Origin of the sequence: Paenibacillus maysiensis (assembly GCF_000520815.1) — a bacterium.
GTDB lineage: Bacteria > Bacillota > Bacilli > Paenibacillales > Paenibacillaceae > Paenibacillus > Paenibacillus maysiensis.
Genome location: NZ_ASRY01000141.1, coordinates 1 through 20868, shown reverse-complemented (window position 1 = coordinate 20868; position 20868 = coordinate 1). Strand labels below are relative to the sequence as shown.

Sequence of the window (20868 nt, the reverse complement as noted above, 5' to 3'; positions counted from 1 at the left end):
CCCTACCGCAACAAATACCCGGGTATTAGCGTCTATCCATTATATAGCAGGACAAGACAGGGTTAAAAATTAACGGGTTAGCGGAGGATTGTAATCATATGAATTGGAAGAAAACATGGACACTGGCTGCGGGTTTACTGCTGGCGGTGCAGACGGCAGTGGTGCCTGGAGCGCAAGCGGCTCCAAACGGAGAGATTGAAATTATATTGGACGGGCAATTGCTGCAAAGTGATGCGTCACCGTATATTGTGCAAGGAGCCAACGTAACGATGGTGCCTTTACGAGTGATTAGTGAGGGATTAGGCGCTCAAGTCAACTGGTCAGCATCGTCCGGTGCGGTAACCATCACAGCGCAGGATAAAAACATCTCTATGGAGAACGGCGGACAGAGTGCTACGGTGAATGGCAAGTCAGTTCGATTGGACGCATCTGCGCGTATGACCAGCGGAAGAGTCATGGTGCCGCTGCGTTTTGTTGGGGAAGAGTTGGGATTAAAAGTGGACTGGCAGGCTACAGAGCGAGTCATTACGTTAAGTAGTGGTAAAGAAGGTGCCTCCACAGGCGGAACAACATCTTCCGGTGGCGGTTCCAGCTCCAATACGTCCACACCTGATAATCAGGGAAGTGTAGGTACGAATCAGGGAATCGATGATGATGAGCAGGCGAGCGTCATTTCTCCGTCTACTTCAACCAATGAGGGCAGCTCCAATTCTTCGCAGGGAAATGTCGTGCAAGTGAAAGCTTCGACTTCCATGCGCGGGGCTTGGATTTCTACGATTAACGGGGATTGGCCTTCTTCTGCCGCCCGAAGCAGCACCGAGAAGCAAAAGCAGGAATTTACCAAAATGCTTGATGATTTGCAGGGGATGGGTATTAATGCGGTTTTTGTTCAGGTCCGGGCCAGCGGTGATGCGCTGTATCCGTCCAATCTTGTGCCATGGAGCAAGTACCTGACGAACACCCAGGGGAAAAATCCGGGCTATGATCCTTTGAAATTTATGATTAGCGAATCGCACAAGCGGGGGATGGAGTTTCATGCCTGGTTTAACCCTTTCCGCGCCAATTCTACAGGAACGACCAGTGGCTTAGCTGCAAACCATGTGGCTAACCAGCATCCGGATTGGATCGTTAAGAATGGCAGTCAACTCTACATCAATCCGGGAATTCCTGCTGCTCGCCAGCATGTCATTGATGCGATTATGGAAGTTGTGGATGGATACGATATTGACGGTGTTCATTTAGACGACTATTTTTATCCATACAGCGGCACTTTTGATGATAATGCGACCTTTAAAGCGTATAACGCTAACAAAATCTCTGACAAAGGCGACTGGCGGCGAGATAATGTGAACAGCTTTGTCCGTGATCTGGGCAAAAGCATTCATGCAAGCAAGTCCAAGGTGCAGTTCGGGATTAGTCCTTTTGGTGTGTGGCGCAACAAGTCTCAAGACTTGACCGGATCAGACACCAAGGCTGGAGTTACAGCGTATGATACGACGTTTGCGGATGTACGTACCTGGATTAACAAAGGCTGGATTGATTATGTAGCTCCACAGATTTATTGGAGTATCGGTTTCCCGGCTGCTGGCTATGACAAGCTTGTGGCATGGTGGTCCAATGAGGTCAAAAATTCAGATGTTAAGCTGTACATCGGACATTCCCCCTATAAAATCGGCACTCCTGAAAAGGGTTGGCAATCCGCCGAAGAGTTGATTAAGCAACTCAAGCTGAACGAGAATTACAATCAGGTTAAAGGGGATATTTATTTTAGCGCACAGCATTTACGGAAAAATCCGTACGGACTCATTCAGCTACTTCAAAATTATTATCAATAATTATGTAAACTGGGTCATATAGGTTCTAAATAAGCCTTCGTTCTCATACATAAGCAGTAGAACTGCTTACTCCCAAGAGAACGGAGGTTTTTTGATCTATGCTGATCAATGCTGTGTTCCAGGGTGGAGGGGTTAAGGGTATATCGCTGGCGGGTGCAGTTAAGGCTGCGGAGGAGCATGGAATTGTATTCAACCGCGTAGCGGGTACATCATCAGGTGCTATTGTAGCTGCTTTGTTGGCGGCAGGATATTCGGCAGATGAAATGAAAGCCGTGATCGAGAAAACCCCCTTGGTCAGCTTGTTACGGCGTTCTCCGGTGTTTAACATCAAATGGGTTGGACCGGCAGCTCGTATTTTTCTTAAAAAAGGACTGTACTCCGGAGAAGCATTGGAGCATTGGGTGCGGGAGCTATTGCTTGCCAAGGGAGTGCGTACGTTCGCGGATCTGCCTCCCGGCAAGCTGCGCATTATTGCTTCAGACATAACGAACGGACGCATACTGGTGCTTCCTGAGGATATCAAACGTTTCGGTATGAATACCTCTTCACTGGAGGTGGCCAAGGCCATTCGGATGAGCACAAGCATCCCATATTTTTTCGACCCCGTTATGCTAAGACTTGATCCTTTGCACACGAGAGGGAAAAAATTCTCACAGCAATTTGTGTTTGTAGTCGATGGGGCATTGTTAAGTAATCTGCCTTTATGGCTTTTTGATGAGCCTGTAAACGAGCAAAAGGCTAAAACTATTCCAACAGTAGGTTTTCAGATGGTAGGCAAAACGGGAGCCGAAACGAAGGTTTCTTATATACGGGGACCGTTGACGATGCTGCAAGCTATTTTTGATACGATGCTATCAGCGCATGATGAGCGTTATATTGAGCAGGAGAATCGATATCGGACGATTAAAATCCCGACGCTGGGCATTCGCACAGCACAGTTCAACATTTCTCTTGAGCAGAGCAATTTGCTGTATGATTCTGGTGTGCAGGCAGGAGACGCTTTTTTCCACAAATGGAGCATCACATCTTACCAACAGCAGTATAACAAGTATCAATTAATGAAGGATACGATGTATGCCATGAAATAATAACTTGTTAGTTGGAGGTGTAATCAAAAAAGGAGCCATTCCCGGTCATTTTCACTACGCGGGTGATGGCTCCTTTGTGTATCATGTTAGAATGTGATCGACTAATGATATTTAGGTTGTTCTTCTTCATTTTTGCCCTTAGAACCTTCAATAACATGAAAAGGATACGCTTTGCGCTTGCCTGTAGTCTGCTGCTTGCGTGTATTTGCTGTTTTGGCCATAGTGCGTGCAGAGGGTTTAATCTTGGGAGTACGGGGGCGTCGTCCTGGCAAGTATTTGTACAGCAGAAATATAACTGCAAAAATAAGGACAGGAATCAATAAATTCATAAGAAAGCCCCAACTTCCTCTCCATACCATATCCACAATCCCATATGCGCCCAAGGCAAGGGTAAGCCAGAAAATAACCGCATGTCTGTTCATCATTCACTCATCCTTTCACAGGATCAAGGACCGAGCTGTTAAAGGTCTCATTTACAGGTACATTTTCCAACTCGGCATCCAACTCCAGCATACGCTTGAATGAAGCAATGGATACCTCTACTTGATCATCGGTCGGTTCTTTGGTTGTCAGTAGTTGCAGCCACAGACCGGGGTATCCCAAATAACGGAGTACCGGAATCTCCCGCAGGGCATTGGTCAGCTTGAGAAATTCAAAGGAAAGCCCCAGCACGATTGGAAGCAGCAAAAGCCGCTGTCCCATACGCTCCAACAGATTATCATACGTAAACAGGGAATATACGAGTACCCCGATGATCACCGTGAGCATAATAAAGCTACTCCCGCAACGGTAATGCAGACGACTGTATTTTTGCACATTAGCAGGAGTTAGTTCTTCACCTGCTTCATATGCGGTAATCACCTTATGTTCCGCTCCGTGATATTGGAACAGTCGCTTAATCAACGGAGTTTGGGAAATCCCCCACAAATAACCCAATAGCAGAATTAGCTTAATCGCCCCTTCCGCGAGGTTATGCAAAATCTGCTCGTGAAATAAATTTCCAAACAGGAAGTCCTCTACGACAACCGGAACGAGGGTTAACACAATTTTGCCGAATAAAAAGGATAAAATCCCAATCGCCGCCACACCGATCATCATACTCAGGCTCCAGCGAGATTCTTCTTTTTTCTTTTGTTCAGCGCGTTCTTCCGGGTCCACTTCATCATCGGCGTAGGCATCGGCTGAATAGTTTAAATGCTTTGTACCCTTGGCGCTGGAGTCGATGATGCTTACAATCCCCCGTAACAATGGGATTCTGCGAAATTTGGACACCCAGGATTGCTCCTTGCGCGGTACTTCCAAATATGTGATTTCGCCAGTCTTGCGGCGAACTGCCGTGACATTGACACGCTTGCCGCCGAACATGACACCTTCAATGACTGCCTGACCACCGTAGCTTACAGGCTTGGATGCTTGTGACAACCGCCTCACCTCTCTTTACACGTGCTTTTTATATATTGTATCGAATTTGGAAGGGAATATCTAGTTGGGGGAAAATGAGAGGTGGTATTTAGGCCGCTCCAAGCTCGGATCATCCTTCCGATCGCTGTTATCCCCCAGATTTTTTGATTTTGTAAAAGATGTAATGGTAAAAATCCGGGGATAAAGGCGAACGCTACCGCTTCTTTAGGACGATTCCGAGCTTTCCGCTACCACCTACCTCTCGATTTGCCTTGGTTGGGGAGAGTAAGATTTTTCCAAACTCTATTTTAGAGTGAAAATCTAGTTGGCCTTACAGCCAGAAGGCTTTTAGTCCTTTTTAGCTTGTATCGAATTTAAAAGCCTTACGGTTGGGAACAATTTGCGAAGTTCTTGCCTCCGTAGTAAAATTCCTGTATCAATATTTACTAAAAGTCCGATTTTACTGGCTTTAACCTTAACAAGGGATGTGAATTTATAGACTCAGAGCTTTTGAGTGTTGAATAATAAACGTAAATACGTTTCTTTTCTAATGCTTGTTGTGGGTGGTGAAAAGCAAAAAAGTTGGCTTAACCACATAAAGCAGTGGAGAGAACGGAATCGTTCTGAAGAAGCGATAGCGTCCGCCTTTGCCTCCGGATTTCTACCCTTGGGGGTATAAATCAGAAATCTGGAGGCAACAGCGATCGGAAGAATGATCCGTTCGCGTAGCGGCCACATACACACGTAGTAGAATTCATAAGCAGTCTTCGCCACACAACCCCCTCATCATGTAACAACAACTCATCAAGTTCAGTGTTAAACTCATCCCCATCAGAGCATACTACCTAGCAAAATGGATATGCACGAATCCATCGGAAATGCAGCCTTCTTCATGCGCCAATAAAAGTCATCCTTTTAGCATGGAAAAAGTTTTGCATCTTGAAAGGGGATCAAACAACATGAGCGAAACCTACTCCATACCCAATGCAGGCCATGATCAGGAGCAGTCTAGCCAATCTCAGGATCAACGCGACCATAACAATAATAACAGCCGTAGAGGCAGGCAGCAGTCGGGCAAAATACATACGCCTCTTATTCCTTTTGCACTCGAATTGGGCTTTTTTGCAGGCTTGCTCTGGGGATTACTGCGCTGGTTGTTTTATACATTGCATTTTACGGTAGTCGCACCGGGATTTTTGGCAGAGCCTTTTTTCAAGCATTCGTTCATGAAAACGACGGCGGGACATTTGGTGGGTTTACTGTTTTTCATCGCATTATCAGTTGTAGTGTCACTGGTGTACACATTGATGTTTCGTAGATATAAGGGGCCTGTACCTGGCATCGTTTACGGTCTGGTCTGGTGGGTTATTTTATTCGTGTTGACAGGTCCCAAGCTCGGGATGATGAATCCGCTCCATCGTTTGACCTGGGATTCCATATATACGGAAATTTGCGTGTTTATACTGTGGGGACTGTTTATCGGATACACCGTTGCTGTTGAGTATACGGACGAGAGAAAGCGCGAGCCTGAGAAAGCAGGGGACTGAGCGTAACAAAAACTTCTCAAGCGGCTATCGCCTGTGTTAAAATAGCATTTGGTTATTTGACAGAGGGGAGCGGGATGAAAGATGAAGAATGACCGGGTGTTAAAGCTGCGGCAGGCGCTGGGCGAGCATGATCTGCGGGCTATACTGATCACAAGCCCTGTCAACCGCCGATATTTGACAGGCTTCACCGGTTCGGCGGGGTATGTGCTGATTACGGAATCTCACAGCTATCTGCTGACCGACTTTCGTTATATGACGCAGGCTGCCGAACAAGCGGAAGGCTTCACGGTGGTACAACATGCTGCGCAGGTCATGGAAACGGTGAAAGAGTTGCTGTCCTCCCATCAGATCGGTGAAACAGGCTTCGAGCAGGACCATGTATCTGTTGCGACGCATAAAGCTTACAGCGAAGATTTGTCACCTGTTACATTAATTCCGGTATCGGGAATTGTTGAAAAGCTGCGGGTGTACAAGGATGCGGAAGAGCTGGAAGTGATGCAGCGAGCGGCGGATTTGGCAGATGCTACATTTGCACACATTTTGCCTTATATCAAACCGGGTGTCAGCGAGCGTGAGCTGGATCTGGAAATGGAATTCTTCATGCGCAAGCAGGGAGCTACGTCTTCCTCATTTGACACGATTGTGGCATCCGGGGTTCGTTCGGCACTGCCTCACGGTGTAGCCAGCTCCAAGCTGGTACAAGCGGGCGAACTGATTACGTTTGATTTCGGTGCGTTGCTGGATGGCTATTGCTCCGATTTGACACGTACAGTAGCCACGCAAGGGGATTTGTCACCGCAGCTACGTGAGATCTACGATATTGTGCTCAAGGCGCAGCTTCACGCGCTGGAACATATTAAGCCGGGCATGACGGGCCGTGAAGCGGATGCACTGACTCGGGATATTATTGCAAGCCATGGTTATGGAGACAATTTCGGACACAGCACAGGTCATGGTCTAGGTCTGGAAGTCCATGAATCGACGCGTCTGTCGAAGGCAAGCGATGATATTCTGAAGCCCGGCATGGTTGTAACAGTTGAACCAGGTATTTATGTACCTGGATTGGGCGGCGTACGGATCGAGGATGATATCGTTATTACAGATAGCGGCATCAAGGTATTAACACATTCAAGCAAAGAATTTACAGTCGTTTAATAACGATAACAGTCCTGTAGGAGGGGTATTTTAGTGATTAACGTTAATGATTTTAAAACAGGCTTGACCGTCGAGGTAGACGGAGATATTTTTACAGTTCTGGACTTCCAACACGTAAAACCGGGTAAAGGTGCGGCATTCGTGCGCTCCAAGCTGAAAAACCTGCGTAACGGCAACACTGTTGAACGTACATTCCGTGCGGGTGAAACGATTGGCCGCGCGCAAATTGAAAATCGTGGTGTGTCTTACCTCTATGCGAGCGCAGATGAGCATACATTCATGGACAACGAAACGTACGATCAATTCACACTTTCCAGTGATCAACTGAAATGGGAACTTAACTTCCTGCAAGAAAACATGAATGTAAACATCATTAGCTATAATGGTGAAATTCTTGGGATTAACCTGCCTAACAGCGTAGAGCTGAAGGTTATTGACACTGAGCCTGGTATTAAAGGCAACACTGCTACAGGTGCTACCAAAAATGCTAAAGTTGAAACAGGGCTGAATGTTCAGGTTCCTTTGTTTATCAACCAGGATGATGTATTGCTGATTGATACACGCGATGGTAAATACATTTCCCGCGCATAGAATGGCCTAGCTTCTTTATATCCTCTGTCCTTGTCAAGGACAGGGGATTTTTTGCTATGAACAACTGTTATTAAAAAACATTGGCTCCACACAGCACTTTCGTATTATACTGTACTAAAGTTATGCCGTAGGATGTCACGTTCAAAGTCGGTTGTGCCATCTCAAGGTTACATACTGCTGAGTCTGAGGGAGTGAATGTCGTTGTCTTTGTATGTCATGAAATTCGGAGGCAGTTCCGTCGGTGATACGGAGCGCATGAAACGTGTGGCAAAACGCGTTGTTGAGAAACAGAGTGAAGGGCATCAATGTGTAGTTGTTGTTTCCGCAATGGGAGACACAACTGACGAACTGATCGACCAGGCCAAATTGCTGAATGAGCAGTTGCCTGCACGTGAGTTGGATATGCTGATGACGACTGGTGAGCAAATTTCGATTGCATTGTTGTCGATGGCTATTCAACAGTTGGGACATGAGGCGGTATCGTTTACAGGATGGCAGGCTGGTTTCCGTACGGAATCCGAGCATGGTCGAGCGAGAATTACGGACATCCAACCTCAGCGGGTACTGGATGCACTAAGCAGCAATAAGATTGTCGTGGTTGCGGGTTTCCAGGGGATGTCTGCTGAAGGAGATATTACGACGCTGGGACGTGGTGGCTCTGATACGACGGCGGTTGCACTGGCGGCGGCGATCCGGGCGGATGCTTGCGAAATTTACACAGATGTGGATGGCATATATTCTACAGATCCACGAATCGTAAAGGTTGCCCGTAAGCTAAAAGAAATTTCCTATGATGAAATGCTGGAACTAGCCAATCTGGGTGCGGCAGTATTGCATCCACGTGCGGTAGAATATGCGAAACATAACCGGGTACCACTGATTGTGCGGTCCAGTTTTAACCATAATGAAGGAACGGTCGTAAAGGAGGATGCAGTAATGGAGCAGGGCGTGGTAGTCAGTGGGATTGCTTATGATAAAAATGTAGCAAGAATCAGTATTTTGGGCGTAGCCGACACTCCTGGTGTACTGGCGAAAGTATTCGGAACGCTGGCGGGAGCCAAAATTGATGTAGACATTATTGTACAAAGTGGTGTTGAGGCTGGCAAAGCAGACTTTTCCTTTACAGTGGCTCTTACGGATCGTGAAGCAGCCTTGAAGACATTGGAGAGCATTCGCCTAGAGCTTCCATACCGTGAAGTGACGTCTGAGGAAAACCTCGTCAAGGTATCCATTGTAGGAGCGGGCATGGTTAGCCATCCAGGGGTTGCAGCGCAAATGTTTGCTGTGCTAGCAGACCAAGGCGTGAGCATTAAAATGGTAAGCACATCTGAAATCAAGGTATCGTGTGTGATTGAGGCAGGCAAACTCCATGAGGTCATTCAGGCGTTGCATACAGCGTACAATCTGGATACTGAGGAGCAAGCATTTGTGGGTGGACCTCAGGATCGTCGGTAATTGAATGGGAATATTGCGCCTCCTATTTATAGTTTGATAATCATAGAATATAGCAATAGGTTAAGAGGTTGTCTTTTCAGCGAGTGTCAGGCTGAATGGCAGCCTCTTTTTTAGTGTGAATCTATTGTTTTTGTTCCAGGGTATCCCTTAGCGGTCAAGGCTTCGGGGTGCCTTTTTTGATTTATGAAGATTCCCAGAAGGGGCTTTAGAGGGCGGGGAATATGTTTGCAGAAAGCCGATAGGAGCTTTGAAATTAACGACTAGGTTTTCAATATATTTTCGGCATAAAAAGCGAGAGTCGGCCATAGACTTGTCTTAAAGAAAAAGGACAACTGTGGAGGGGGCGGCATCGGTATGGAATGGCTGGAGTTATTTCCCGAACCGTTGCACGGTATACTCGGAAAGCTTCCGGAAACGGTATTCAAGCAACTGGAAGAAATTCGGGTCCGGGAAGGAAGGCCGCTGGAAGTTAATACGAATGGTGAACATCATTTTGTAACGTCCGCCGGTCGGCTGACTTTGAACCATATGGAAGCCTATAAGCCGGACCGGGAGGATGCCCACCGTTTGCTGGATTTTATCAGCAATCATTCCCTGTACACCATGGAGGAGGAGCTTCGCAAAGGGTTTATTACCATTCCTGGGGGGCACCGGATCGGGTTGGCAGGAAGAACTGTCCTTAGCCGGGGGCGAGTGGAGCATTTGAGGGATATTAGCAGCTTTAATGTAAGAATTGCCCGGGCAATTCCCGGTATAGCGGATCGTATATTGCCCTATGTAGCGGATCGGAAGTCCGGTAAAATCCTTCACACCCTCATCTTGTCCCCACCTCAGCATGGCAAAACAACACTGCTTAGGGACTTGGCCCGGCAACTAAGCTACGGTGGGCTGGAAAGCAACGGGGGACGACGAAGCGGACTCAAGGTAGGCATCATAGACGAACGCTCGGAAATTGCCGGCAGTCACAAGGGCATCCCCGGTTTTGACGTCGGACCTCGAACCGACGTATTGGATGGATGTCCGAAAGCAGAAGGCATGATGATGATGATTCGTTCCATGTCGCCAGATGTGCTGATCGTCGATGAAATCGGACGACCAGAGGATGCCGAGGCGGTGCGTGAAGCGCTCCATGCGGGGATTGCAGTCATTGCTTCCGCACATGGGCGCGATGTAGCTGAAATGGCGACCCGGCCTGCATTTGCCGGATTGACGACAGGGCAGGAGCTGTTTCAGCTTTACGTCATGCTGGAGCGGACGAGCCGGGGCGTCTCCTTCCGGCTGGCAGATGCCAAGCAGCGTAGGCTGACGCTGCCCGGAGAAGGGCAGCACGGAGGTATTTCCTATGCTTAAGCTGCTGGGAGCCGCTTTGGTTATACTTGCCGCTACACTGGCGGGCTGGCAGCGGGCAAGGCAGTATGCACTGAGGCCGCGGCAGATCAGAGAACTGATTCTCGCGCTGCAAAGGCTGACCACTGAGGTTTCCTATGGGGTGTCCCCGCTGCCGGATGCTTTTGCCAAGACGGGAGAGCCGTTGCGGGAGCCGCTGCGAACCTTATTCCAGCAAGCCTCACACTGGATGCACCCCTCCTTTGGGCTGACCGCCAGAGAAAGCCTGCATAAAGCGATTGAGGCCTCGTGGAGCCGCTCCAGCATGCAGCAGGCCGAGAAGGAAGCGATGCGGCAGCTTGCTTACAGTCTCGGAACCAGCGACCGTGAAGACCAGATCAAGCACATTGCGCTAACCATCCAGCAGCTAACTCATGAGGAAGCACAGGCACAGGCGGATCAGGTGAGATACGAGCGCATGAGCAGAAGCCTGGGACTGCTGATCGGAGCATTGATCGTCATTTTGATCTATTAGCGGGGTGCTCGAATGAATTTAGAAGTGAACGCTATTTTTCAGATTGCCGGAATTGGCATTATTATCGCCATGATTCATACCGTACTCAAGCAAATGGGCAAAGAAGACATGGCCCACTGGGTAACGGTTATCGGCTTTGTTGTAGTGCTGTTCATGGTGGTACGAATGCTGGATAACCTTCTGCAAGAGATCAAATCTATCTTTCTTTTTCAGTAGGTGGACACATGGAAATCATTCAGGTGGTCGGCTTCGCCCTGATTGCCACAGTTCTTATTTTGGTCATTAAGGAACAGAAGCCGATGTTTGCTTTTCTAATTGCGACAGCTGCGGGAATCGTCATTTTTTTACTGTTGATTGGCAAGATTGGGTCCGTGGTTGCTGTGCTGGAGCGTCTGGCAAGGTCATCGGGCATGGATATGATTTATTTTAAAACCGTTCTGAAAATTATCGGTATCGCTTATATTGCCGAATTTGGAGCGCAGGTGGTTCGGGATGCGGGACAAGACGGGATTGCCTCCAAAATTGAGCTTACAGGAAAGGTGCTCATCATGGTGCTGGCAATCCCGATTATCAGCATAATTATTGACACGATTCTGAAGCTGATGCCCGCCTGAGGGGGTGATGCCATGAAAAGGCTGGAGGGCATGCCGAATCTCAAAGTGGTGGTCATTTTGCTACTATGCCTCTGGTGTGCCTCGGCTGCGGTTATCTTTGCAGATACACCTACGAATGAATGGATCAGACAACAGGCGGAGCAGATGCCCAAAGATGAGGTAGAGCATTATTGGGACGGGCTGATGCAGCAATACGGCGGATTTTTCCCCGATCAGAAAACGCCTTCCTTCATGGACATGCTGCTTCCGGGCGGTGAAGGGTTCAGCATTAAGGGTGTATTGAGCGCCATAGCCGACTTTTTCATCCACGAAATCCGGGTCAATGCCAAGCTGCTCGTCACCATTGTCATGCTCAGCATTATGAGTATGGTGCTGGAAACACTGCAAAGTGCTTTTGAAAGTAATCAGGTCAGCAAAGTCGCCTATGCGATTGTGTATATGGTCATTATCATCCTGGCGATTAACAGCTTTAGTGTGGCGATTGGTTATGCAAAGGAAGCCATTGACAGCATGATTCACTTTATGATGGCGATGCTGCCCCTGCTGTTTACCATGTTGGCCTCGATGGGCAACGTCGTAACGGTTTCGGTCACCCACCCGCTAATTGTATTTATGATCAATACGGTCGGGACGGTCATTCATACGCTGGTGTTTCCGCTGCTGTTCTTCTCGGCGGTGTTGTATCTGGTCAACTCATTGACAGGCAAATACAAGCTGACCCAATTAGCCGATCTGCTGCGCAACGTCGGAGTGGGGGTGCTGGGGGTGCTGCTGACCATTTTTCTGGGTGTTATTTCGGTTCAGGGATTAACGTCGTCTGTTACTGACGGATTAACGATCCGCACGGCCAAGTATGTTACAGGCAGCTTTGTTCCAGTGGTGGGCAAGGCGCTGGCAGATGCGACAGATACGGTCATTTCGGCTTCGTTGCTCGTGAAAAATGCCATTGGGCTGGTGGGAGTCATCATTATTCTGTTCCTATGTGCCTTTCCTGCCCTCAAGATTCTAACACTGGCCCTGATCTATAAAGTCACAGCAGCGATTATGCAGCCTTTGGGAGATACGCCTATTGTGGAATGCCTGGATGCAATCGGTAAAAGCATGATTTATGTCTTCGCAGCGCTGGCGGCAGTGGGGTTAATGTCCTTCCTTGCGATTACGATTATGCTCGCGGCAGGCAATATGACGGTCATGATGAGGTGAGTGAATGATCGACAATCAAACGGGGGGAGGGGAGTAACGTGACCTGGCTGGGAGGCTGGCTTAAGGAACTGGTGCTGATTGTGCTGCTGGCTTCTTTTATCGATATGATCTTGCCAAGCCGTTCCATGGAAAGGTATGTCAAGCTTGTACTCAGCCTGCTTATTCTACTGACGCTACTCTCTCCGGTCGTGCGTTTGCTGAGTACCAGTCCTTCCGAGCTTCTGGGACGCGCGTTTGATCTTCAGCGCCAAGCGGAGACAGGTAAGAACGAACCGACATTGGAGGAAATTTTGGCAAAAGGCAGCAAGTTGAAGCAGCAGCAGGAGCAAAGTTCCATGCAGTGGGCTGGTCAAGAGGTCGCCAAGGAAATCAGGGGACAGTTGGAGCAAAATACCGGGTTAGCGATTCAATCGGTTCAGGTTACGCTTGCTCAGATGAAGCAGGAATCGTCGAATCTGGAGGCTGGAACGGGGATTCAATCTGTAGTGGTTAAGCTGGCGAAGCAGCAGGCTGGACGTGAGGAGAAAAGCACGAATCATCCGCCAGGTGCGGACTCCAAGCCGATTATGGTAGAGCCTGTAGCTGAAAAAGCAGTAAATATCCACGTAGAGCCAATCCCTGCAAAAACATCAGATCAAGAGAAGGGAGCGCCGGAGAGGGCCAATAGCAGTGCGGAAACCTTTGATGGTGAAAAGATAGCGGACACGCAAACCTTCGGTCTAATTACGGGGCTACTGCACGAAAGATGGGGAATCGACAGCAAAAATGTTCAGGTGCTTTCTTCGCAGGACGGTACACATGAATGGTAACAGGAGGTGAGCAGAAATGGGCAAATGGATGAAAAAGCTGGAGCAATGGATGGGCGGCGGGGCGGACGGACCCAAAAGGTTCAATTCATTTCGCTGGCTGCTTATTCTCGGTCTTATCGGGGTCGCGATCATGCTTTTTAATTCGTTCGTTAATGTGAAAAAGGTGGACCCGGAAAACGTGGGGCGGGAGCCGCCTGGCGTGATGAAAAATGAACCCGCCCTTCAGACAACGGCGGGTGAGGAAAATTCCTTTGCCGGAATTGAGAAGGTATTCGAAGATAATATGAAGCAGATGCTGGAACAGATTGTTGGTGTAGGGACAGTCGATGTCATGGTTACGGTAGATTCCACCGAGGAAGTCATCGTACAGCGTAATGTGAAGGATATGCAGGAAGAAAATAACGAGACGGATGCCAATGGCGGTCAGCGACATACCACTCAATATACACGCGATGGAGAGATTGTCACCTATGAATCGTCAGGAGGCCAGCACACCCCAATTGTTACCAAAAAAGTAAAGCCGCAGGTGAGGGGAGTTCTGGTTGTGGCGATGGGAGCAGAAAACCCTACCGTGAAGCAGCTGATTGTGGATGCCGTACAGAAAGGGCTTAATGTCCCTTCCTATAAAATTTCAGTTGTCCCGCGTAAGCAGGGATAGATTGAAATCATAAACAGAGATAAATGAAAAACCTAATTTAATGATATTGGAGGACGGAACATGAATAACAAAAGACAAACCGTTTGGCTGGTGTCCATGCTGAGTTTAATGGTCGTGCTGTCTGCGTACTATCTGTTTACGGAGGACTCCAGCCCGGCTAACCCGCCTGTGGCGGACAGTGAGCAAGTGAGCAAGGTTAAGCAGGATACCGCCGAGGAAGCAACAGGCAAGGCAGAAGAGCAACTGAACGAGCTGAAAGTGAATGAAGTGGTGACCAATGGAGAAGTAACCGGAGAGGGTACTGCCTCTTCTGAGAAGACGGACACGGCTGCCGCAACTGATCCTGCTACCGAATCTACTACAGGCGAAAATAAAGATACGGCCGCTGCCCCGGCTACAGAGTCTGCTAAATCGGATCAAAATACTACCGCTACCGCGCCGGATACGACGTCAAAAAGTGACGATAAAACAGCATCCACCGCGAAAACGGACCAGCAGGTGCTCGATCAGGTGGCAACGGAACAAGCCGCGAAGCCTACAGCCGCTGCCGTTATCGACAACTACTTACTGGAGCGGGATGTGGCAAATCAAAAGAAAAATGACGAGCTGACGACTGCAATGAACGATAGCACTGCTAAGAAAGCCGCGGAAGCACAAAAAGAATTGCATGTGCTGGAAGACAAACAGGCGAAAATCACCGGAATTGAGGAAGAGCTTCAGCAGCAGTTCGCCAATGCGGTGGTCCGCGAGGAAGATGCCGATAAATACAAGGTAGTGGTTCTGAGTGAAAAACTGGATGCTAAACAAGCGGTAACAATTGTCGATAAAGTCATGAAAGAATTGAATGTAACACAGGACAAGATCAGCGTCCAGTATGTTACACAATAAGACAAAAATCGAGAAAAAGCCCGGATTTCTGCACATTTCCGGGCTCTTTCTATTTTTAATGATTGTGATATAATACATAAAGCTGTTTCAACAATGTTATCAGCAACCGGCAAAATGCTGAAGGAGTGATTAATAGAGATGTTCAAATTAAGCGAGATTAAGGAATTGATCAAGCTGGTGGATGAAACGTCTGTACATGAGCTTGAAATTGAAAATGAAGGAACTCGCCTGTTGATCCGTAAACCGGGCAAAAGCGAGATTGTTACGGTACAGGCTCCTATGGCAGCACCTGCTTATGCAGTGGCACCACAGGCTGCTATTCCGAATCCACAAGCACAGTCTGATGCAGGACATACATCTGTTGGGGAAACCAAGGAATATGGAAGCAATCTACATAAAATCGTATCTCCGATGGTAGGCACTTTCTATAGCTCTTCATCCCCAGATACGGCTCCGTATGTGAGTATTGGCAGCAAAGTGGGCGAGAAAACAACGGTGTGTATTATCGAAGCGATGAAGCTGATGAACGAGTTGGAAGCTGAAGTGAAGGGCGAAATTGTGGAAATTTTGGCCGAAAACGGACAGTTGGTTGAGTATGGCCAGCCATTGTTCCTTGTGAAACCGGAGTAAGACGCTTGCCTGTACCCTTTTTTGAGGGTTCAGCCAGACTGCTCCCAGGGAGGATAAAGTCATGACATTTCAAAAAGTATTGATTGCGAATCGTGGAGAAATTGCGGTTCGTATCATTCGCGCTTGCCGCGAAATGAATATTTCGACGGTTGCCGTATATTCGGAAGCCGACAAGGATTCGTTACATGTGCGTCTCGCAGATGAGGCTTACTGTATCGGACCGAAGCTGTCCAAGGACAGCTACCTGAATTTTACGAACCTGATGAGCGTTGCGACATTGACTGAATGTGATGCGATTCATCCAGGTTACGGATTTTTGGCTGAAAACGCCGACTTCGCTGAAATTTGCGAATCTTGCAATATTACGTTTATTGGTCCTTCTCCAGAAGCGATTAACAAAATGGGGGATAAGGCTGTCGCCAAGCAGACGATGAAGGATGCCGGGGTTCCGGTCATTCCCGGTTCGGACGGGCTGGTGGAGGATTTGCAGGATGCCATTACCATTGCTCGCGATATTGGCTATCCCGTGATTATCAAGGCCACAGCAGGTGGCGGTGGTAAAGGTATCCGTATCGCTGAGGATGAAGATAATCTTATTCAACAAATCACTACCGCCCAGCAGGAAGCGCAAAAAGCTTTTGGCAACGCGGGTGTATATCTGGAAAAATATTTGACCGGTATGAAGCACGTGGAGATTCAGATCATAGCGGACAAGCATGGCAATGTTGCGCATCTGGGCGAACGGGACTGCTCTGTGCAGCGCCGTCGTCAGAAGCTGCTGGAGGAAGCTCCGTGTCCTGTACTTTCGCAGGATGTGCGTGAAGAAATGGGTCAGGCAGCCGTTCGTGCGGCTTTGGCTGTACAATACTCCGGTGCGGGAACGCTGGAATTTTTGCTCGGACCGGACAATCAATTTTATTTTATGGAAATGAACACGCGTATTCAGGTAGAACATCCCGTAACGGAGATGATTACCGGTGTGGATTTGATTAAGGAAATGATTTTGGTCGCTGAAGGGCATCCGCTTTCCTTTACACAGGAAGAAGTCACCATCAGTGGATGGGCGATGGAGTGCCGTATTAACGCCGAGGACCCTGATCGCAATTTTATGCCTGCACCGGGTAAAATCGGATTTTATCTGCCTCCAGGCGGTCCTGGGGTACGCGTAGACAGCGCAGCTTATCCGGGTTACAGCATTCCTCCTTATTATGACTCCATGATCGCCAAATTGATTGTGTGGGCACCTACACGTCAGGAAGCGATTGCCAAAATGAAGCGGGCTCTGTCCGAGTTTGCTATTGAAGGCATACCAACAACGATTTCTTTTCATCAACGTTTGTTGGAGCATCCGACCTTCGTCAAGGGCGATTTTGATATTAAATTTTTGGAGGAAAACGAAGTTTAATCGGTATATTTCCTCAGTTTGTCATAATGAACGCCAAATGATATAGTATGGATAATAAGTGAGCATGTCTGCTTTGAAATCCAAAGCTGAAGTGAAACTTATTTTACCGAAAGGTGTTGAAGGTATGAGCACAGTGCCAACCGAATTCGAGCGTACAGAAATTGGGGAGATTCAGATTGCCCCGGAGGTTATTGAAGTCATTGCCGGACTGGCAACCGTTGAGGTGCCAGGCGTAGCGGGAATGAGTGGTGGATTTGCAGGCGGATTTGCCGAACTGCTGGGCCGCAAAAATTTATCCAAAGGTGTAAAAGTGGAAGTCGGACAGCGTGAAGCAGCTGTAGATGTCTCCGTCATTATCGAGTACGGTAACCGTCTGCCTGAGGTGGCTGCTGCTATTCAGCACAATGTTAAGCGTTCTATTGAAACTATGACAGGTCTTAATGTTGTTGAAGTGAACGTGCAAATTCATGATGTTCAATTCAAAAGTGCCGAAAAAGTAGAAGAGCCGGAAGTTCTGGGCGCCGGACGGGTTAAATAGAGCGATACTTTGTACAAACCCCCGACCCTTAAGGGTCGAGGGTTTACTCTAATTTAAGGAGGCTGTGCGTTTCGTGGCTAAAGTTATGGACAGACTTCTGCTGTTCTTGTACAGCTTAAGTATCGGAATTATTTCCATTCTCGCCATCCTCCTCCTGAGCGGGGCCATTCCGTATGCCTTAAGCATTCAGGATGAACGGATTGTGTGGTTTACCAGCCTGATTATTGCAGGAGTGCTGCTGCTTTTGAGTCTCCGGGTTTTCTATATCTCCATTCGCCGGAACCAAACGGTACAGCATTCTATAGATCAACGAACGGAGTACGGTGACATTCAGATTTCAGTGGATACCATCGAAAATCTGTGTCTCAAAGCGGCCTCCAGATTTCGTGGGATACAGGACCTTAAAGCACGTATTCGCGTGCTGGAATCGGGACTTGATATTACGATTCGGGCGGTTGTAGACGGGGAAAGCTCCATTCCGGTGTTAACCTCCGAGGTACAAAAGGGGGTACACGACCATGTGGAAGAAATTACGGGAATTCCTGTGTCCAATGTGTCTGTGTACATCGCCAATGTTTCTCAGTCACCAAGCTTTAAGAGTCGTGTGGAATAGAGGTGATTTTCCCTGATGCCCTGGAAAGAAATATGGGGAAGTTACAAGGGCCGGATCACGGGAATTACGGCCGGCATTTTTTTCGGGTTTATTTATTTGTGGGCAGGCTTTTGGAATATGTTGTTCTTTGCATTGATGGTGTTCATCGGATATACGCTAGGAAGACGTAGTGACTCAGCGCTAGGTTCCCTCCTCCCTTGGAAGGAATGGAGCGACTGGCTGTCGCAGCGTTGGCGTCCTTTTAAATGAACCCTGTGATACGCTTTCTCCAAAAATAGAGCTGTAGCTTCTTTGCGCCCAACGTTTTGGAGGATGCGTTCACAGGTTTTTTTGTGGAATTGGTTAAAATGAAAAAATAGATACAGGCAAGCGTAGGAGGCAGGGCATGAAAAGACGTCTAGCAAGGGAAATAGCGGTACAAAGCATGTACCATATGGAAATGAATGAAGTGGATGCAGCAGCGGCAGTAGATATGCTGCTCCAGGAAGCGGCAGAGGATAACGAAGCGGAAGTCGTCATCAAAAATGCAGCAGTGTTAAGGGCTTACGTATTGGAGCATGTGCGGGGTACCTGGGAACACAAGGAAGCAATTGACAAACTTCTGGTGGATTATCTTAAAGGCTGGCAGATCAGCAGACTTTCACGCGTGGATCGCCAAATTTTGAGACTGGCGGCATATGAAATGATCTTCCGTGAGGATGTGCCTGCTAAAGTCGCAGTCAATGAAGCGATTGAATTGTCCAAGCATTTTGGCACCGAGGAGTCAGGTAAATTTGTCAACGGTGTTCTGGGACGGATTATACAAGAGCTGGAGCAACTGAAAGCACGGTTTTAAGTTGAGATTATTTTACTCAGGTTGGGGAGTGGTTGAACATGTCAGCACCGATCATTGATGGCAAACAAATCTCTAAGGATATTCGCGCAGGCATTCAGCAGGAGGTCGTCCGTCTGAAGGAGCACAACTTTCAGCCTGGACTGGCTGTCGTACTGGTAGGTGAAGATCCTGCTTCTCAGGTGTATGTTAGAAACAAGGAAAAGGCATGTCATGATCTCGGTTATTATTCCGAGGTACATCGGTTGGCAGCAGATACTTCGCAGGAAGCGTTGCTGGAGCTGGTGGACAAGCTGAATCACCAAAGTAATATTCACGGGATTCTGGTACAGCTTCCGTTGCCAAAGCACATTCATGAAAAAGCAGTCATTGACGCTATTGCAGTCGAGAAGGATGTAGATGGATTCCATCCTGTGAACGTGGGGAATCTGGTTATCGGTGATGATAGCCTCCTGCCTTGTACTCCTGCTGGAGTCATTGAGCTGATCAAGCGTACCGGGGTAGAAATTGCAGGCAAGCATGCGGTGGTCATTGGTCGCAGTAATATCGTGGGCAAGCCGGTATCGCTGTTATTGCAGCGCGAAAATGCTACGGTGACCATGTGTCACTCTCGTACGGCCAATATGGCCGAGTTGAGTCGGCAAGCGGATATTTTAGTTGTTGCCATTGGCAAAGCCAACTTTATTGATGCTTCGTTCGTGAAACCCGGAGCAGTGGTTATTGATGTAGGCATGAATCGTCTGGAGAGCGGAAAACTGGCGGGTGACGTTGATTTTGAGAGCGTGAAGCAAGTTTCTGGTCCGATTACGCCTGTTCCCGGCGGTGTAGGTCCGATGACGATTACTATGCTCATGCAGAATACGCTCGTAGCGGCCAAGCGGTCGCACGGTTTGGCATAAGGGCGGTTGCCTGTGGCTGAACAGCGTATTTACTCTATTAAGGACCTGAATCGCTATATCCGGATGAAACTGGAATCGGATCAGGTACTGTCCGACGTATGGATACGCGGAGAAATTTCTAACTTTACGCATCATTCGAGTGGTCACATGTACTTTACGCTCAAGGATGAGGGCAGCCGCATTCGTTCGATTATGTTTGCGACCCATAATCAGCGGCTTCCCTTCGTACCCAAAGAAGGTACGCGTGTTATTGCCCGGGGAAACGTATCCGTGTACGAACGGGATGGACAATATCAATTTTATGCGACTCAAATGCAGCCTGACGGTATAGGAAGCCTCTACCTCGCTTATGAACAGCTCAAGCAAAAGCTGGATGCAGAGGGGCTATTTGATACTGCTCGCAAGCGTAATCTGCCTGCTCATCCGGCAACGATTGGTGTGATTACGTCACCGACTGGAGCGGCTGTGCGTGATATTATCACTACGCTTCAACGGCGATACCCGCAGGCTGGAATTGTGCTGTATCCTGTGCTTGTGCAAGGAAAAGGTGCCTCTCCCTCGATCGTCAAGGCAATTGAAGCCATGAATCGTATGCAGGAGGTTCAGGTGATGATCGTCGGACGGGGTGGTGGCTCGTTGGAAGAACTGTGGGCGTTTAATGAGGAAGCGGTTGCGCGCGCCATTTACGCATCGGTCATTCCTGTTATTTCGGCGGTTGGACATGAAACGGATTTCACCATTGCCGATTTTGTGGCCGACCTGCGTGCGGCAACGCCGACCGCAGCGGCTGAGCTGGCTGTGCCTCATCAGGGAGAGCTACGGGATCAGCTTCTCCAGCGGGAGCAA

The 20868-nt window shown here is 48.3% G+C and carries 24 protein-coding genes; 22 read left to right on the top strand and 2 right to left on the bottom strand.

Annotation, left to right across the window (positions count from 1 at the left end; genetic code table 11):
• Positions 1–98: 98 nt before the first annotated feature.
• Both L696_RS0108940 and L696_RS0108935 read left to right on the top strand, forming a co-directional pair.
• Positions 99–1835 carry a family 10 glycosylhydrolase gene (locus L696_RS0108940; RefSeq protein WP_025683345.1) on the top strand — a complete coding sequence of 579 codons (1737 nt, stop codon included), beginning with the start codon at positions 99–101 and terminating at the stop codon, positions 1833–1835.
• Between the two features lie 98 nt (positions 1836–1933).
• Positions 1934–2923: a patatin-like phospholipase family protein gene (locus L696_RS0108935; protein ID WP_025683344.1), complete on the top strand. Its 990-nt coding sequence runs from the start codon at positions 1934–1936 to the stop codon at positions 2921–2923.
• Between the two features lie 101 nt (positions 2924–3024).
• On the opposite strand, the gene L696_RS0108930 is transcribed toward L696_RS0108935, so the two are convergent.
• The gene (locus tag L696_RS0108930; RefSeq protein ID WP_025683343.1) at positions 3025–3345 is read right to left on the bottom strand and encodes a YihY/virulence factor BrkB family protein; all 321 of its coding nucleotides are present in this window, start codon (positions 3343–3345) and stop codon (positions 3025–3027) included.
• Positions 3346–3352: 7 nt separating this feature from the next.
• Positions 3353–4345, bottom strand: coding sequence for a DUF1385 domain-containing protein (locus L696_RS0108925; protein WP_025683342.1), 993 nt, complete (start codon positions 4343–4345; stop codon positions 3353–3355).
• Positions 4346–5283: 938 nt separating this feature from the next.
• Between L696_RS0108925 and L696_RS0108920 the strand changes: the two genes are divergently transcribed.
• The 20 genes from L696_RS0108920 to xseA all read left to right on the top strand — a co-directional run.
• Positions 5284–5871 carry a YqhR family membrane protein gene (locus tag L696_RS0108920; protein ID WP_025683341.1) on the top strand — a complete coding sequence of 196 codons (588 nt, stop codon included), beginning with the start codon at positions 5284–5286 and terminating at the stop codon, positions 5869–5871.
• An 81-nt stretch (positions 5872–5952) separates the two neighbouring features.
• Positions 5953–7026: a M24 family metallopeptidase gene (locus L696_RS0108915; RefSeq protein ID WP_025683340.1), complete on the top strand. Its 1074-nt coding sequence runs from the start codon at positions 5953–5955 to the stop codon at positions 7024–7026.
• A gap of 33 nt (positions 7027–7059) precedes the next feature.
• On the top strand, positions 7060–7617 hold the full coding sequence (gene efp, locus L696_RS0108910) for an elongation factor P (protein WP_023989259.1): 558 nt from the start codon (positions 7060–7062) through the stop codon (positions 7615–7617).
• A 201-nt stretch (positions 7618–7818) separates the two neighbouring features.
• On the top strand, positions 7819–9072 hold the full coding sequence (locus L696_RS0108905; protein ID WP_025683339.1) for an aspartate kinase: 1254 nt from the start codon (positions 7819–7821) through the stop codon (positions 9070–9072).
• A 354-nt stretch (positions 9073–9426) separates the two neighbouring features.
• Positions 9427–10422 carry a stage III sporulation protein AA gene (gene spoIIIAA / locus L696_RS0108900; RefSeq protein ID WP_025683338.1) on the top strand — a complete coding sequence of 332 codons (996 nt, stop codon included), beginning with the start codon at positions 9427–9429 and terminating at the stop codon, positions 10420–10422.
• Entirely contained in the window at positions 10415–10933 is a 519-nt protein-coding gene (gene spoIIIAB, locus L696_RS0108895; protein WP_025683337.1) for a stage III sporulation protein SpoIIIAB, read from the top strand. The genes spoIIIAA and spoIIIAB overlap by 8 nt, the downstream gene beginning before the upstream one ends.
• A 12-nt stretch (positions 10934–10945) precedes the next feature.
• Positions 10946–11149, top strand: coding sequence for a stage III sporulation protein AC (spoIIIAC, locus tag L696_RS0108890; protein WP_010345636.1), 204 nt, complete (start codon positions 10946–10948; stop codon positions 11147–11149).
• Between the two features lie 8 nt (positions 11150–11157).
• A complete protein-coding gene (spoIIIAD, locus tag L696_RS0108885) occupies positions 11158–11547 on the top strand; it encodes a stage III sporulation protein AD (protein WP_025683336.1) in 390 nt (129 codons plus the stop codon).
• 12 nt (positions 11548–11559) lie between these two features.
• Complete coding sequence (gene spoIIIAE, locus L696_RS0108880) at positions 11560–12750, top strand: stage III sporulation protein AE (RefSeq protein ID WP_025683335.1); 1191 nt, start codon at positions 11560–11562, stop codon at positions 12748–12750.
• A gap of 38 nt (positions 12751–12788) precedes the next feature.
• Positions 12789–13559: a stage III sporulation protein AF gene (gene spoIIIAF, locus L696_RS0108875; protein ID WP_025683334.1), complete on the top strand. Its 771-nt coding sequence runs from the start codon at positions 12789–12791 to the stop codon at positions 13557–13559.
• A 16-nt stretch (positions 13560–13575) separates the two neighbouring features.
• On the top strand, positions 13576–14217 hold the full coding sequence (gene spoIIIAG, locus L696_RS0108870; RefSeq protein ID WP_025683333.1) for a stage III sporulation protein AG: 642 nt from the start codon (positions 13576–13578) through the stop codon (positions 14215–14217).
• A 60-nt stretch (positions 14218–14277) separates the two neighbouring features.
• Positions 14278–15105: a SpoIIIAH-like family protein gene (locus tag L696_RS0108865; protein ID WP_025683332.1), complete on the top strand. Its 828-nt coding sequence runs from the start codon at positions 14278–14280 to the stop codon at positions 15103–15105.
• 138 nt (positions 15106–15243) lie between these two features.
• Complete coding sequence (gene accB, locus L696_RS0108860; protein WP_025683331.1) at positions 15244–15735, top strand: acetyl-CoA carboxylase biotin carboxyl carrier protein; 492 nt, start codon at positions 15244–15246, stop codon at positions 15733–15735.
• A 61-nt stretch (positions 15736–15796) separates the two neighbouring features.
• The gene (gene accC, locus L696_RS0108855) at positions 15797–17140 is read left to right on the top strand and encodes an acetyl-CoA carboxylase biotin carboxylase subunit (RefSeq protein WP_025683330.1); all 1344 of its coding nucleotides are present in this window, start codon (positions 15797–15799) and stop codon (positions 17138–17140) included.
• A gap of 124 nt (positions 17141–17264) precedes the next feature.
• Complete coding sequence (locus tag L696_RS0108850) at positions 17265–17678, top strand: Asp23/Gls24 family envelope stress response protein (protein ID WP_007430927.1); 414 nt, start codon at positions 17265–17267, stop codon at positions 17676–17678.
• A gap of 73 nt (positions 17679–17751) precedes the next feature.
• Positions 17752–18291, top strand: coding sequence for an alkaline shock response membrane anchor protein AmaP (gene amaP / locus L696_RS0108845; protein ID WP_025683329.1), 540 nt, complete (start codon positions 17752–17754; stop codon positions 18289–18291).
• A 15-nt stretch (positions 18292–18306) separates the two neighbouring features.
• On the top strand, positions 18307–18540 hold the full coding sequence (locus L696_RS0108840; RefSeq protein WP_007430925.1) for a DUF2273 domain-containing protein: 234 nt from the start codon (positions 18307–18309) through the stop codon (positions 18538–18540).
• Between the two features lie 136 nt (positions 18541–18676).
• On the top strand, positions 18677–19126 hold the full coding sequence (nusB, locus tag L696_RS0108835; RefSeq protein ID WP_025683328.1) for a transcription antitermination factor NusB: 450 nt from the start codon (positions 18677–18679) through the stop codon (positions 19124–19126).
• Positions 19127–19164: 38 nt separating this feature from the next.
• A complete protein-coding gene (gene folD / locus L696_RS0108830) occupies positions 19165–20022 on the top strand; it encodes a bifunctional methylenetetrahydrofolate dehydrogenase/methenyltetrahydrofolate cyclohydrolase FolD (protein WP_025683327.1) in 858 nt (285 codons plus the stop codon).
• Positions 20023–20034: 12 nt separating this feature from the next.
• On the top strand, positions 20035–20868 hold an 834-nt coding region (gene xseA / locus L696_RS0108825; RefSeq protein ID WP_025683326.1), incomplete at its 3' end, for an exodeoxyribonuclease VII large subunit.